Raw genomic sequence first — 13,632 nt, 5'->3', positions numbered from 1 at the left:
CCAGTTCCGCCGCCTTGCCATCCGCTACGAACGACGGGCCGACATCCATCTGGCCTTCTCGACCCTGGCGGCCGCCCTCATCGTTTGGCGCTTCATCGAACGATGGTTTTGTTAGGCGCTCTTAGACTCACTCACGGCGCGGCGCGGGGGCCGGATCGCGATCCGATGCGCGGAAAACGCAGGGTTGTGGATCGGCCACGGCCCTGGGATGGCGCAGGGTGAGCGCGAAGATCGAGTTTGTATCAACGTCTCATAGACAATCTCGTCCATCTTGGACCACCGAATTCGACGTCCTTAAGACATCTCGGAGTAAAGGCTGCGATGCGCCCTCTGGGCGTTGCCTCGGCGGGCGGCAATCTTGCACCGTCTCTAGTGGTGGCGAGCCATGAAATCGCTCAACGACGCGAAGCTCATCGTGAAACTCGCGGTCCCCGTGGCCGTGCTCATTGCGGTCTGTGTTGGAATGGTCTCCCTGGCACGGAACAGCCTCGCCACCCTCGATGCGAACACGCAGGAGATCGTCGATCACAGCGCACGGCGCGCGATCCTTGTTCTGCAACTTGCCGTTGCCGTGGAGGAGGCGACGATCCGCGAGAAGAATCTCATCATCGCCGATGGGGCAGACCGGCGGGTCTTGGGTGATGAGCATGCGAATTTGGAGAAGAAGGCGACCCAAGCGGTCGGCAGCCTTGTCCAACTCTCCGACACGCCCGAGCGACGTGCGATCAACGAGCAACTGAGAGATCTCACGGCCCGTTTCTTCGCGACCTCACGCAGGGCCGTCGACCTTGGTCTGAGTGACGACACGAAGGCTGCGATGGCCCTCTCGTCCGGTGAGGGACGTTCATCGCGAAAGGCCCTTCTGGAGGCCTTGGACAAGCGGGTCGCCGCCAACGTCGCCGACTTGGAGGCGGAAAAGCACCGTGCCGAAGAGGTCGCCGCCGACGCGGCGCGGACTCTGACCGTTCTGGCATCGGCCGGCCTTCTCGCGGCGTTCGGCCTTCTCGCCGCGATTGCGGTCTACGGCATCACCCGCCCCCTCGGCAGCCTCGTCGCGGTGCTGCAGCGGATGGCGAAGGGCGAGATCGACGCGCCAATTCCGGAGGCGAAGCGCGGCGACGAGATCGGCGCCGTCGGCAAGGCGGTGGAGGGCATCAAGGCGATGGTCGCCCAGAAGGCCGCCGAGCAGGCCGAGATCAAGCGCGTCGCGGACGAGGCGGCCGCGCGCGAGCGCAAGCGCACCATGGTCGAACTCGCCGACGGCTTCGAGGCGGCGGTCGGCGGCATCGTCGGCATGGTCTCCTCCTCGGCCACCGAACTACAGGCCACGGCGGGCGCCATGAGCGGCACGGCGGCAGAGACCGCCGCGCAATCGAGCGCGGTCGCGGCGGCGGCGGAACAGGCGACGTCGAACGTCCAGACCGTGGCGGCGGCAGCCGAGGAACTCGGTTCGTCGGTGCAGGAAATTGGACGGCAGGTCAGCGGCTCGGCCGAACTCGCGCGGCGGGCCGTGAACGAGGCCGACCGGACGAGCAGCCTCGTGCAGGCCCTGAACAGCTCAGTCTCGCGGATCGGCGACGTGGTGGGCCTGATCTCGACCATCGCCGCCCAGACGAACCTGCTGGCCCTCAACGCCACCATCGAGGCGGCGCGGGCCGGTGCCGCCGGCAAGGGCTTCGCCGTCGTGGCGAGCGAGGTGAAGACGCTGGCCGAGCAGACCGCGAAGGCGACGCACGAGATCACCGGTCAGATCGGGCAGATCCAGGCCTCGACGGGGCAGGCGGTTTCGGCGATCGGCGACATCACGGCCCGCATCCAGGAGATCAGCGGTGTCGCGACCTCGATTGCCGCCGCCGTCGAGGAACAGGGAGCGGCGACGCAGGAGATCGTGCGCAACGTCACCGAGGCCGCGACCGGCACGTCGGAAGTCACCGACAACATCGCCGGCGTGGCGGGGGCGGCCGAAGAAACCGGCGCCGCCGCCACACAGGTGCTCGGGGCAGCCTCCGAACTGTCCCGTCAATCCGAACAGCTCTCCGCTGCCATGAGCCGCTTTATCGCGACCGTTCGCGCCGCTTGAGGGTTCGAGCGTTACGGAGGCCTCGGGCGGAGTCGCGGAGGGCCGCACATCCCCGAGGGATAGGCCGGCCCGGCGGATCGGCGCCTTAACCGGGGCCGTCGCCGGCCGGAAAGTCCGTCGCCAAGCTGGTCGCGCGCCACGCTTCGATCTCCGCGAGGGTCGCCCGGAGCTTCGCCTCGACGGCGTCGACGCCCCAGGCGCCGAGAACGAGGTGGCGGGGCGGCTTGCTCTCCAAGGTCAGCGCGATCATCGCATCGCTGGCCCTGACGGGATCGCCCGCCTGGGTCCCGCTCTTCTCGGCGGTGTTGCGCAGGCGAGCCCCCGCGGTTTCGGCATAATCGGCCAGGCGGCTCTGGGTCTGCTTCAGGGAGCGGCCAGCCCAATCGGTGCGGAACGGGCCGGGCTCGACGCATGTCACCTTGAGGCCCAGCGGTTCGACCTCGCTCGCCAGCGCGTCCGACCATCCCTCCACGGCGTGTTTGGTGGCCGCGTAATAGCCGGAGCCCGGAAAGCCGACGAATCCCGCAACCGAGGAGATGTTGAGGATGTGCCCGGAGCGGGCCTGTCGCATGTGCGGCAGCACCCCTCGCGTGAGAGCGAACAGCCCGAAGACGTTGGCTTCGAATTGCGCCCGGATCTCGGCGTCGACGCCCTCCTCCACCGAGCTCTGGTAGCCGTAGCCCGCATTGTTCACGAGAACATCGATCCGGCCGAACCGGGCGATTGCGGCCTGCACCGCAGCCTCCACCTGATCGTGGCGGGTGACATCCAGCGGGAGGGTCAGGACGCTGTCTTCCGTTCCGCCCGCCAACCCGGTGATCGCCGCCGCATCGCGGGCCGTCGCCACGACACGCCAGCCGCGGGCGAGGACGCGCTCGACGAGGGCACGACCGAAGCCGCTCGAACAGCCGGTGATGAACCAAACGGGGCTGGATGACGTGTCCATGACCTGTCCTTGCACGATGGCGACTTGCGGAGCCGGCCTTCGCCGCTTCGGTCCCGGCGGACGGTCGCACGCTCCGTCCCGTGCCCTTTACGTGGAGCGAGAGCCCCGGATGACGAGGACCATGCGTCTGCCCGCCCCGGTCCCGGTCACGCCGCACGCGGCTTGCGGAGCAGGCTCGGGAGGGTCATCCTCGGCAATGCAAGACAAGTCTCGTAATCTTGCGTTGGAACCGGCCATTACGGCGGTCCCATAGCCCATGCACGGCGCGTGTATGGTGGAGAGCCAGGATTGGAACTGACCCGCATGTCCGGGTTGCCGGCCGTCGTCTCGCCCGTCGAACCCGTGCTTCCGGCGCAGGCCGACGACGATGCGCAGATGATCCGGCTCTGGCTCGCCCGTTCGTCCAGCCCGAACACGCGCCGGAACTACGAGCGCGAGGCCGCACGCTTCCTGGCGCAGGTCGGGAGGTCGCTCGGCACCGTCCGGATCGGCGATCTGCAGGATTACATCGCGGGCCGGCCGGGATCCTCGGCCACGGTGGCGCTGACGGCGGCGGCGCTCAAGAGCCTGTTCGCCTTTGCGCAGGAGGTCGGCTACCTGCGGTTCAACATCGGCGCGGCCGTGAAGGTGCCGCCGATCAAGAACACGCTGGCCGAACGTATCATGGCGGAAGCCGACGCGCTACTGATGATCCGGCAGGAACCGGCGCTCCGGAACCGGGTGCTGCTGACTGTGCTCTACGGCGGGGGCCTGCGCATTTCCGAGGTGTGCGGTCTGCGCTGGCGGGATCTCACGCCGCGCGACGAGGCGGGGCAGGCGACGGTGTTCGGAAAGGGCGGCAAGACGCGGGTCGTGCTGCTCTCGGCCGCGACGTGGAAGGTGCTCACGGACCTGCGGGGCGCCAGGGCGATGGGGGCATCCGCCGATGCGCCCGTGTTCCTGTCGCGGAAGGGCGGACAACTGGACCCGAGCGCGGTCCATCGGATCGTGAAGGCGGCGGCGGCGCGGGCGGGCCTTGCGACCGACGTCTCGGCGCATTGGCTTCGGCACGCTCACGCGAGCCACGCCCTGGATCGCGGCGCACCGATCCACCTCGTCCAGGCGACCCTCGGGCATGCCTCGGTCGCGACGACGGGGCGGTACCTCCACGCGCGGCCGTCCGAGAGTTCAGCCAAGTTTCTGGGAGTCTAGAGCCATGATCCGATACGGCGACGCCGCGCTCACGCTCGCCGCCGGCCTAACGGCCGGCACGGCCCAAGCAGCCCCCACCATCGAGGGTCTGCTGAAGGACGGTTGGGAGATCGTCGGGCTCGCGGGAAACTACGATGTCCGCACGTCGCTTCTTCTCTTCCGGAAGAAGGACGTGACCTATCTCGTGCAGTGCTCCACGCTCTACGACGTCACCAGGGACAAACGCGTCGTCGTCAACTGCTACGAGCTTCACTGACCGCGAAGCCCCACCGCTCGAACCGACGACGCCGTCAGCTGGCCTTGGCGAACTGGTCCGAGACGTCCTCACGCAGCACGTAGCCGCGCCCCCAGATGGTCTCGATGTAGTTCTTGCCCTGGCTCGCCTTCGCCAGCTTCTTGCGCAGCTTGCAGATAAAGACGTCGATGATCTTCATCTCGGGCTCGTCCATGCCGCCGTAGAGATGGGTGAGGAACATCTCCTTGGTGATGGTCGAGCCCTTCCGAAGGGCGAGGAGTTCCAGCATCTGGTACTCCTTGGCCGTCAGCGGGACGATGAGGCCCGACGCCTCGACGACCTTCTGATCCAGGTTGACGGTCAGATCGCCGATGCTGACCACCGACTCGGCGTGTCCCTGCGACCGGCGGACGATGGCGTGGATACGCGCGACCAACTCGTCCTTGTGGAACGGCTTGGTGAGATAGTCGTCGGCGCCGAAGCCGAGGCCCTTCACCTTGTCCTCGATGCTGCTCATGCCGGAGAGCACGAGGATCGGGGTCTTCACCTTCGCGACGCGAAGCTTGCGCAGCACCTCGTAGCCGGAGATATCGGGCAGGTTCAGGTCGAGGAGGATGATGTCGTAATCGTACAGCTTCCCGAGGTCGATTCCCTCTTCCCCGAGATCCGTCGTGTATGTGTTGAAGCTTTCAGACTTCAGCATCAATTCGATGCTTTGCGCAACTGTCGTCTCGTCTTCGATCAGCAAAACGCGCATGAAGTCACCTCGATCCGAAGCGGGTTATACCTCGTCAACCATACCAGTTGGTTAACAGCCGAGCTGTGCCAGTCCGCATCGAGATCGCGGGCAGGCGCGCCTCCGCTTGCCTGCGACAACCGCCTGGATCGTGGCGTTCGACGGGTGCCGCGTCACGGGTGCCGCGTCTTGGCACGCGCTCAATCCATCGACCGCCGATTCTAGCATCTCGGACCCTAATAGTTGACCTGCAACTGCCCGCGGAACAGATGCCCCTCCGCCCGGCCGAGGCGTCGCTCGTCGGCTTCCCGGCGCTTCATGCGCGCGTAAGCCAAGGTGATCTCCAACGCCTTGATCGGCTGGAACTCGACGCCGACCTCGACTTCGTCGGTATCGAGCCGGGGGGCGTTCGTCGCCACCTTCCATCCGCCATCGTAGGTCTGCAGGCGCGCATAGGGCATGAACGGCCCGACGGGCGAGTGATCGACCTTGACCATCGCCTGGACGTAGCCGCCGCTCAGGGGCGTGGTCTCGATCAGGCGGCGGACCGGATCGAATTCCGGCCCCCGGCCCCAATTCCATTCCGCCTGAAGGCCGAACGGTTGCGGATACAGGATCGCGTGCAGGCCGACACGGCGGTCGTCGAAGGCGACCGGGCTGACGCCGCCCGCGCGGATCTCGGGTTGGAACCGGTTGCGATAGGCCGATGCGCCCACCTCGACGACTTGCCCCGCGAAGATCGGGCCCAGCGCGTCCAGCTCGAACGGCCATGTCGCCATGCCGGCGACCATGAGGTCCTTGTTCTGCTCGACCCGGTTGATGGTCTGGCCGTTATAGACGCCGAGGCCGAAGGCGCCGTAATTGCCGAACAGCTTCTGCCCGCCCGCAGCGAGGCGGTCCCAGATGCGCTGCACATGCCGCGGCGTGTAGTAGGCCGTGACGCCGATATCGCGCTCGCCCGGGATCGCGCTGTTGATCGCGTGCGACCGGTCGAGGGTGAGGCGGTTCTGCGACGATTGCAGGTTCTCCCAGCCGTAGGGGACTTTCTGCTGGCCGAACCGCAGCTTCGTGCGACGCTCGTCGTCGAGGTACACGTCGGCGAAAGCGTCTCGCAGCTGCGTGAAGTTTCCGCGCGGCTCGCCCCCCGACTGGTTGCTGACGTTCACCGCGAAATCCGGCTGGATGTACAGGAACAGCCGCTCGTGGATGTCGCCCTGCAGGACGAGGCGGACCCGCCGGAAGGTGAAGTTGTTGCGGTCCGAGATACCGCCGTCGTGCACGGAGCGCAGCCGCGCGCGGCCGGCCGGCGCGGTGTCGTCCCCGGACAGAAACTCGTTGACGCGCAGCTGGGTATAGCCGCGCAGCGAAAGGCGTTCGAACCACGTCTTGGCCCGGCCGGGCTCGGCGATCCGATCCGTCAGGGGTTGCGGCGCAGGGGGGACGAGGGCGTCCCACCAGGTCGACGGCTCATCGAAGACCAGCGGTTTCACGACCGGCTTGGCCGTGCTCGCCGCAGGCAGCGTCGCCACTGCGGACTCGACCGGCCGCCCCGCGGCGGGCCGGGTGCCCGCGTCGCTGCGCCGAGGCCCCGATGCCGCGACGGCGGGCCGGGCGCCGCGCCGCGGAGAGGCCGCCTGAGCCTGGATCAAGGCCTTGAGTTCGTTGATCTGCCGCTGAAGCTCCGCGACGGTCTGGGCGGCGGCCGGCCGGCAAGGCAGCAGCAACGCGCTCAGGCTGAGCGCGGCTGCGAAAGAGCGGTGTCTCATCGAGGGGCCCTGTTGATTGCCCTCGTCCGATCGAACGGGAGCCACGGCATGTCATCGCTCACGACAGGGGCGGATGTGCTTTGGAAAGCATTCCCGAGAACAAGGCTCGAATGATCGAAGCAAGCAGCCCCAACGATCAACGAGCTTCATCGCCCGTCAATCTCAAACAAGTCTCGTTGCCGTCCCGATGGGCGAGCTAGCGATCTTGAATGACGCATTCGTGACGGCAAAAACATCAGTTTTGCACGGATTAAACTGGAAAAACCGCTGTTACGTAACGATACCGTCGCGTGAGTAGGCATAACAAGCGGATGATGCGCGGGAACAAGCCAGGTTTTATTTTAATCCGCTCTGGATTGTGTGTTGTAACACACGGAGACCAGGCTCGAAGGCGTTACCGTTCCCTGTCGGGGTCGCGGTCTGCTTCGATGAAGGGGTTGGGCACGCCTGCCATCCCCCCTCGGCTCCTCGCTGGGTCATGAAACCGCCGAAGCCGCTCGCGCCTTATCCGGCCGACCGATCCCGGAGACCCTCCATGACCCCATCCCAAAAGAATGCCCTGATCGTCGGGGCGTCCCGCGGCCTCGGGCTCGGCCTCGTCGAGATCTTCCTGACGCGTGGCTGGCGCGTCACGGCCACCCAGCGCACACCGTCCCCCGATCTCGCCCGCCTCAAGGCGGACGCCCTGCGCATCGAGACCGCTGACATCGACGACGATGCCAGCGTCGCCGCCCTGCACGACCGGCTGGCCTCCGAGCGCTTCGACCTGATCTTCGTGGTGGCGGGCGTCGCCACGCAGGCGCACGATCCGCTGCACGCGGTGCCCCGGGACGTCGCCGCGCAGGTCTACCTCACCAACGCGGTCAGCCCGATCCGCTTCGCCGAGACCTTCCTGGATCGCCTCGCGCCGGGCGGCAGCCTCGCCCTGATGAGCTCGATCCTCGGCAGCGTCAGCCTGAACGAGGCGGGCGGCTGGGAGACCTACCGGGCCAGCAAGGCGGCGCTGAACACTCTGGCGCGCAGCTTCGAGATCCGCCACCGGGCGGATTCCGTCTCCGTGCTGGTCCTGCATCCGGGTTGGGTCCGCACCGAGATGGGCGGAGAGGGCGCCGATATCGACGTGGCCACCAGCGTCACGGGCCTCGCCGACGTGATCACGGCACGGCTCGGCGAGCCCGGCGCCCAGTATCTCGACTACCGGGGCAAGACGTTGCCCTGGTAGGCCCCCACGCCGCAGTGGCGGCCGGGTCGTGATCCTGACGGAGACGCGGACGCAGACGTTGCATCCGGGCGCAAGAAGCATCACACACGCGCCAGATCCACGGACCGTTCGGTGTGCAGCCCTTGAGCGAGGTGCGCCGAAGAGTCGGCAGTTCGGCGCCGTCCGTGATCATCCAGACAATAGGAACACGTGATGAAGACGCGCGCCGCGGTCGCGTGGGAGGCCAAGAAGCCTCTCACGATCGAGACCATCGACATCGAGGGACCCAAGGCCGGCGAGGTCCTGGTCGAGCTGATGGCCACCGGGATTTGCCACACCGACGCCTACACCCTCTCGGGCCTCGATTCCGAGGGCAAGTTCCCGGCGATCCTCGGCCATGAAGGCGCGGGCATTGTCCGCGAGGTCGGCGCCGGCGTCACCACGCTGAAGCCCGGCGATCACGTCATCCCGCTGTACACGCCGGAATGCCGCAACTGTAAGTCCTGCCTGTCCCAGCGCACGAACCTGTGCACCGCGATCCGGGCGACCCAGGGCCAGGGCGTGATGCCGGACGGCACGAGCCGCTTCAGCTGCGTCTCCACCGGCGGCAGCCCCGCCGGAGCGAACACCGTGTACCACTACATGGGCTGCTCGACGTTCTCGAACTTCACGGTCCTGCCCGCCATCGCGCTGGCCAAGATCCGGGAAGACGCTCCCTTCGACAAGATCTGCTACATCGGCTGCGGCGTGACCACCGGGATCGGCGCGGTCATCTACACCGCCAAGGTGTGGCCGGGCGCGAACGTGGTCGTCTTCGGTCTCGGCGGCATCGGCCTCAACGTTCTCCAGGCTGCCCGCATGGTCGGGGCCGACAAGATCATCGGTGTCGACATCAACCCAGAGAAGCAGGCCATGGCCCGCAAATTCGGCATGACCCACTTCATCAATCCGACCGAGGTCGGCACCGACAAGGTGGTCCAGGCCATCGTCGATCTGACCGGCGGCGGCGCCGATTTCTCCTTCGATTGCACCGGCAACGTCCACGTGATGCGCCAAGCCCTCGAGTGCTGCCATCGCGGCTGGGGCGAGTCGATCGTCATCGGCGTGGCCGAGGCCGGCCGCGAGATCTCGACCCGCCCGTTCCAGCTCGTCACCGGCCGCGTCTGGAAGGGCTCGGCCTTCGGCGGCGCGCGCGGTCGCACGGACGTGCCGAAGATCGTGGATTGGTACATGGAGGGCAAGATCAACATCGATGATCTGATCACCCACACCATGCCGCTCGAAGACATCAATCACGGCTTCGACTTGATGCACGAGGGCAAGTCGATCCGGTCCGTCGTCGTCTACTGAGAATGACGGACACGGATCCCGTCCTTCGGGTCTCGGGATCCGTGTCCCATCCGGCCCCGGAGCGGGGCTTTCGCCTCCGAAGCAGGAGAACAATGCTGATGGACACCATCTCGAAGGCCCGCGCCCACGGCGGCACGCAGGGCGTCTACAAGCACGACGCGCAGACCACGGGATGCCCGATGACGTTCGCGGTGTTCGTGCCGCCCCAGGCCGAGAACGGCCCGGTCCCGGTGCTGTGGTACCTGTCGGGGCTCACCTGCACCCACGCCAACGTCATGGACAAGGGCGAGTACCGGGCGGCGGCCGCCAAGCATGGCGTCATGATCGTGGCCCCCGATACCAGCCCGCGGGGCCCCGGCATCCCGGACGAGGAGGGCAATTGGCAGTTCGGCTCCGGCGCCGGATTCTATCTGGACGCCACGCAGGCGCCCTATGACACGAATTACCGGATGTGGAGCTACATCACGGAAGAGTTGCCGGCGCTCATCGCGAAGGAATTCCCCGCCGACATGACCCGCCAGGGCATCTTCGGGCACTCCATGGGCGGCCATGGAGCGCTCACCATCGCGTTGACCTACCCGGAGCGCTTCAAATCCTGCTCCGCCTTCGCGCCGATCGCCCAACCCTCCTCGGCGGGCTGGTCGAAGCCGGCCTTTGAGAAGTATCTCGGTGCCGACCCGGTCGCTTGGCGCGCCCACGACGCCACCGCGCTGATCGAAGACGGAAAGCGCTTCCCCGAGTTCCTCGTGGACCAAGGCACCGCCGACAGCTTCCTTCAGGACGGCCTCCGCCCCTGGCTGCTGGAAGAGGCCTGCAAGAAGGCCGGCATCGCCCTGACCCTCAACATGCGCGAGGGTTACGACCATTCCTACTTCTTCATCTCGACCTTCATGGCCGACCATATCGCCTGGGCTGCCGCGCGCCTGAAGTAAGATCGGCCGCCTCGTCAGAGCAGTCGGGGAGCTACGCTTCCCGACTGCGGGTGGCGGGCGCTCCGACCTCTGTCCCGCACGCCCCGCGAAACCCACCTGATCGTCAGGCGTTGAGGCCGGCCCTGTTGGAGAGCATCATGTTTGCCAAGGTCTTCATTGCTGCCGTCGTCGTCGCCGCCGGATCGGGCGTTGCGCTCGCAGAGACAGCCGCACCGAACGCAGCCGGGACGGCTACGATGACGACCCGTCAAACACCCGATACGGGGGCCGGAGCCTCCAACGGGAGCACACCGGCCTCCTCCGTGGGCGGCGGTATCATCGGCAGCGATGCCGTGCACGGCACGGGCGCTCACGAGGCGAAGGGCTTGTCTCCGGAGCCGTCGCGGCCTTCACCAGAGAAGAAGTGACGCGCAACGTCTCTTAGGCAGAGGTCGGCACGCGCGTCCCACGGGAATTGAGCGTGCCGATGCTTTCAGCCAGCGTGCCAGCCGCCGCCCGGATGTCTTCGGCGACATCCGGCTCACCTCTGCCCTCCAAGCTTCGCCGGCAACGGTTCAGTTCCTCCTCGAGATCGCGGGTCAGGACGTGGTCTCCGAGGCTCGAGAGGAGCCGCCGCACCGTGTCGGTGAGCGCCGGCAAACGTTCGGCCGGGACATCATCGATCAACGTCGCGAGGGTCCGCCAGACTTCGGCGGCCAGCGTGTTCTGCATGCTCTCGGAAGCGACGACGCCGATGGCGGCGATCGCCAGGATCGCATCGTCCACCCCGCGATCGGCGTAGACGATCCGGGACGCGGTGCGCTCCGGGATCGTATCGGCGCTGCTCCAGCGGGCGATGATGTCCCGCAGACAGTGGCACACCAGGATCGCCGGTTGCGGATTCTGCTTCGATGTCGAGGCAGTCGTCCAGGCGATGGAGTAAAGCTGCTCGATCCCAAAGCCGGCATCGCTGTCGATCGTTCGGCGCGCTTCGATCTTGATGGCTGCGGTGATCGACCGATCGAGCGCCAATAGTGCATCGCCCGACATGGGTCGGGCGGCGTGGATGCAAAAGAGGGGATCGCGGAAGGCGAGATTGGTGCCGACGCGGGCGACGATCTCGATGTCGGCGTCATGCTCCGCGGCGGATCGCTCGATCGTCGGCAGGTCGATACCGCAGACCACGCCGTAAGCGTCCGTTCGGACGACCTGCGACCACGACAGGCCCGCACGCGGTGTCCGGCGGGTGCCCTCGATCATGCTTCCGTCCACGGTGCGGGCCTTGATCGTATGGTCGTGGATCGCAGCGATGACCGAGTGCGGACGCATCTGATCGATGGTGCTGTAGATCAGGATCACCACCATGCAGAGCGCCGCACCCGTCATCAGGAGCGAGATCAGCGCTCCGATGATCGGTTTGTGGTCGGGATTGGCGCTGCCGAGCGTCAACAGCACGAAGACGCTGAGACCTACGAAAAAGCCGAAACTGAGCTTGTTCGAGCGTCGCTGGATGAACTGGTCGTAGACATGCGTCGAGAGCGTCGAGGCGGTCTGCTGCACGGCGATCAGCAGGAGCGAAAAGGTGATCGACGTCACCGTGATCATCCCGGACGCGACGGTGCCGAGCAGGCTTGCGATCGCGCCCGTGTCACCGAGGAGATGGGAGAGCCAGGGGATCGGTGTGGGGCCAGGGCGATCCCACAGCGCATCGTCGAGCAGATAGCTCAGCGCGAAGAGACCGAGGAACGCCGCGACGACGATGAGCGGAAGACCGATAAACTCCCGTAACGACCGCCGAACGAGCGCCAGAACTTGGTGGCGCGCCCGATTTATGATGTTCATGCGGCGTGATCGAGCTTGTTTTCAGAGGACCGCATCAAGCCGGGCCTCTTCGTCGGGACAGCGATAATCAGCGGACAACCGGTGTCCGCTGACCCGTCGCTTGCGCAGCGTGACTGACCGATCAACGCTTCATGTTGTCGGGCAGATGCTCCATGGGATTGACGTTCCCGCTGCTTCCGTTGCCCTGGATCGCCCCCCCCTTCATCACATCTGTGGACGAACTGATCGCGCTCGGCGGAGCGACACGTCCGGTCGGCTGATTGGCCGGCGCGGTGGAGCTGCCCGCGTTATGCGTCCCGGCAGGCAAGGTTCCTGGGGTCGGCTGATCGATCCTGCTGCCGACCGATTGCGCGTGTGCTGCACCCGGCAGCGCGAGGGTCAGGAGGCCGAGTCCGCCCGTGATGGCAAAGCGGATCGAAGAGCGGCGTGCATATCGCATCGACAAAGGACTACCTTTCGTCGCGTGACGGAATAACCGGCCATGCACAACCTCGTGCACGGCCGAAGCGATGGAAGAAGAGAAACGACTGCGCGAGCCGAGTTCATGCTCGGCTCGCGCCAATTCGGACGTTTTACTTGACGCCGCTCGGCTGGCCGGTCGGGCCCATGCCGTACCCACGGCCGTTCGGAGCCGACGTCGATGCCGTCCCTGCTCCTCTATTCCGGTACATCGGGCGACCCATCTTCGAGCGGTGGCGGGTCATTCTGGCCCAGCTCGTCGGCGTATCGTTCAAACCCGCCGCGCGATCGACGCCGGCGGCCGAAGCCGGTGCGGTGAAGCTGACGGCCGCAAGCGTGAGACCTGCTGCCAGGACCAGGAATCGAACTGCCATACCGAAATCCCCCACGTGAGCAGAAACGCCACGGAAACACTGCGCCAACCCAAGCTCTCGCGCTTAGTTCCCCGAGCGAATAGACCGTTCAGGCCGTCGGTAGCGCGCTCCGGCGTCGATGCGGACGTCTCAGCACATGGAGTCGATCGTGGTTATGGCCGGTCGGATCGACGCTGATCAAAGGCAGATTTGTGTCCCTCGCCCGCGAACGACGGGACAGAACGGAGGACACGCATACGAGCTTGCCCGGCCACCGCCTCGGCTGTGAGGCCGAAGTGACGGGCGAGATCCTCCGGCGAGCCAGAGGCGCCGAAGCCCGTCATGCCGACGAAGGCGCCGTCCTCGCCGATCCAGCGGTCCCAGCCGAACCGCATCGCGGCCTCGACGGCGACGCGTACCGTATCCTTTTGGATGGTCTTAGAGGCTCTAACAAAACCGGGTTTGGCGCGTTGAGTGAAGATGGCGAGACCGCTCCTTCCCGATGGCCTGTGGGCCGAGATCGCACCGCTGCTGCCGCCTGAACGGGCCAAGCCGAAGGGCG

12 protein-coding genes and 3 pseudogenes are annotated in these 13,632 nt (G+C 66.4%); 9 read left to right on the top strand and 6 right to left on the bottom strand.

What is annotated here, in order from left to right; all coding sequences use genetic code 11:
- Window positions 1–115: pseudogene (locus AAHF99_RS26825) on the top strand (IS5/IS1182 family transposase); the annotation flags it as partial.
- Window positions 116–385: 270 nt separating this feature from the next.
- The gene (locus tag AAHF99_RS26820) at window positions 386–2,080 is read left to right on the top strand and encodes a methyl-accepting chemotaxis protein (RefSeq protein ID WP_342167382.1); all 1,695 of its coding nucleotides are present in this window, start codon (window positions 386–388) and stop codon (window positions 2,078–2,080) included.
- 85 nt (window positions 2,081–2,165) lie between these two features.
- Here AAHF99_RS26820 and AAHF99_RS26815 read toward each other — a convergent pair whose 3' ends face one another.
- Window positions 2,166–3,026 carry an oxidoreductase gene (locus AAHF99_RS26815; protein WP_342167381.1) on the bottom strand — a complete coding sequence of 287 codons (861 nt, stop codon included), beginning with the start codon at window positions 3,024–3,026 and terminating at the stop codon, window positions 2,166–2,168.
- Between the two features lie 303 nt (window positions 3,027–3,329).
- On the opposite strand from AAHF99_RS26815, the gene AAHF99_RS26810 reads away from it, so the two are divergent.
- Together AAHF99_RS26810 and AAHF99_RS26805 are read left to right on the top strand one after the other, a co-directional pair.
- Complete coding sequence (locus AAHF99_RS26810) at window positions 3,330–4,217, top strand: tyrosine-type recombinase/integrase (protein WP_342167380.1); 888 nt, start codon at window positions 3,330–3,332, stop codon at window positions 4,215–4,217.
- Window positions 4,218–4,221: 4 nt separating this feature from the next.
- The gene (locus AAHF99_RS26805; protein WP_342167379.1) at window positions 4,222–4,473 is read left to right on the top strand and encodes a hypothetical protein; all 252 of its coding nucleotides are present in this window, start codon (window positions 4,222–4,224) and stop codon (window positions 4,471–4,473) included.
- Between the two features lie 34 nt (window positions 4,474–4,507).
- On the opposite strand, the gene ctrA is transcribed toward AAHF99_RS26805, so the two are convergent.
- Window positions 4,508–5,209, bottom strand: a complete 702-nt coding sequence (gene ctrA, locus AAHF99_RS26800; RefSeq protein WP_342167378.1) for a response regulator transcription factor CtrA — start codon at window positions 5,207–5,209, stop codon at window positions 4,508–4,510.
- Window positions 5,210–5,424: 215 nt separating this feature from the next.
- Complete coding sequence (locus AAHF99_RS26795; RefSeq protein WP_342167377.1) at window positions 5,425–6,954, bottom strand: porin; 1,530 nt, start codon at window positions 6,952–6,954, stop codon at window positions 5,425–5,427.
- Between the two features lie 535 nt (window positions 6,955–7,489).
- Here AAHF99_RS26795 and AAHF99_RS26790 point away from each other — a divergent pair.
- From AAHF99_RS26790 to AAHF99_RS26775, 4 genes are all read left to right on the top strand, one after another.
- The gene (locus AAHF99_RS26790) at window positions 7,490–8,176 is read left to right on the top strand and encodes an SDR family oxidoreductase (protein ID WP_342167376.1); all 687 of its coding nucleotides are present in this window, start codon (window positions 7,490–7,492) and stop codon (window positions 8,174–8,176) included.
- Window positions 8,177–8,368: 192 nt separating this feature from the next.
- On the top strand, window positions 8,369–9,505 hold the full coding sequence (locus AAHF99_RS26785) for an S-(hydroxymethyl)glutathione dehydrogenase/class III alcohol dehydrogenase (RefSeq protein ID WP_342167375.1): 1,137 nt from the start codon (window positions 8,369–8,371) through the stop codon (window positions 9,503–9,505).
- 98 nt (window positions 9,506–9,603) lie between these two features.
- Window positions 9,604–10,437 (top strand): S-formylglutathione hydrolase, encoded by an 834-nt coding sequence (gene fghA / locus AAHF99_RS26780; RefSeq protein ID WP_342167374.1) that lies wholly within the window; start codon window positions 9,604–9,606, stop codon window positions 10,435–10,437.
- A 137-nt stretch (window positions 10,438–10,574) separates the two neighbouring features.
- Window positions 10,575–10,844 carry a hypothetical protein gene (locus AAHF99_RS26775; RefSeq protein WP_342167373.1) on the top strand — a complete coding sequence of 90 codons (270 nt, stop codon included), beginning with the start codon at window positions 10,575–10,577 and terminating at the stop codon, window positions 10,842–10,844.
- 13 nt (window positions 10,845–10,857) lie between these two features.
- On the opposite strand, the gene AAHF99_RS26770 is transcribed toward AAHF99_RS26775, so the two are convergent.
- The 3 genes and pseudogenes from AAHF99_RS26770 to AAHF99_RS26760 form a co-directional block, all read right to left on the bottom strand.
- Window positions 10,858–12,258, bottom strand: a complete 1,401-nt coding sequence (locus tag AAHF99_RS26770) for a DUF2254 family protein (protein ID WP_342167372.1) — start codon at window positions 12,256–12,258, stop codon at window positions 10,858–10,860.
- 121 nt (window positions 12,259–12,379) lie between these two features.
- The gene (locus AAHF99_RS26765; RefSeq protein WP_342167371.1) at window positions 12,380–12,820 is read right to left on the bottom strand and encodes a hypothetical protein; all 441 of its coding nucleotides are present in this window, start codon (window positions 12,818–12,820) and stop codon (window positions 12,380–12,382) included.
- 423 nt (window positions 12,821–13,243) lie between these two features.
- A pseudogene (locus tag AAHF99_RS26760) lies at window positions 13,244–13,495 on the bottom strand (transketolase-like TK C-terminal-containing protein); the annotation flags it as partial.
- Window positions 13,496–13,550: 55 nt separating this feature from the next.
- Between AAHF99_RS26760 and AAHF99_RS26755 the strand changes: the two are divergent.
- Window positions 13,551–13,632, top strand: a pseudogene (locus AAHF99_RS26755) (IS5/IS1182 family transposase); the annotation flags it as partial.

It is taken from the genome of Methylobacterium litchii (assembly GCF_038442315.1).
Lineage (GTDB): Bacteria > Pseudomonadota > Alphaproteobacteria > Rhizobiales > Beijerinckiaceae > Methylobacterium > Methylobacterium litchii.
The sequence above is the reverse complement of the archived record's forward strand: the minus strand, read 5'-3'. Positions and strand labels throughout refer to the sequence as shown.